We start from the raw sequence: 600 nt of genomic DNA, 5'->3' as shown, positions 1-600 counted from the left end.
CCATCAGGTCCACCAGGTCCACCAGGAGGTCCAACAGGTCCAACGGGAGCGACTGGTTCAACAGGTGTAAGCGGAGAGATAGGTCCAATTGGAGCACAAGGAGTGCAAGGTATAACCGGTCCAACAGGTCATCAAGGTGTAAGGGGAGCGCAAGGTTCCCAAGGTGTAGTTGGAGCAGTTGGAGTACAAGGGGCACAAGGTTCTCAAGGTAACCAAGGTATAACCGGTCCAACGGGTGCAGAAGGTTCTCAGGGAATACAAGGTCCGCTGGGAGTAACTGGTCCAACAGGTGCAGAAGGTCCTAAAGGTATTCAAGGTATTCAAGGTGTAATAGGTCCAACGGGTGCACAAGGAATGGTGGGAATACAAGGCGTATCCGGTCCAGTTGGTGTTACAGGAGCGGAAGGAACTCAAGGTGCACAAGGAATCCGAGGAGTAACCGGTCCTGCAGGAGCACAAGGTATACAAGGAGTTCAAGGAATTCAAGGGGAGACAGGAGCAGCTGGAACACAAGGTCCTCAAGGGGTTCAAGGAATACAAGGGACTACCGGATTGACAGGTACACAAGGTGCCCAAGGTTCTCAAGGAGTGCAAGGAATA

1 pseudogene is annotated in these 600 nt (G+C 52.3%); it reads left to right on the top strand.

The window, feature by feature from the left end:
• Positions 1–600 (top strand): annotated as a pseudogene (locus tag MR170_RS30980) (collagen-like protein); the annotation flags it as partial.

It is taken from the genome of Bacillus cereus group sp. BfR-BA-01524 (assembly GCF_022662595.1).
GTDB classification, from domain to species: domain Bacteria; phylum Bacillota; class Bacilli; order Bacillales; family Bacillaceae_G; genus Bacillus_A; species Bacillus_A thuringiensis_S.
Note: the sequence above shows the minus strand (reverse complement) of the source record. Positions and strands in the feature narration are given on the sequence as shown.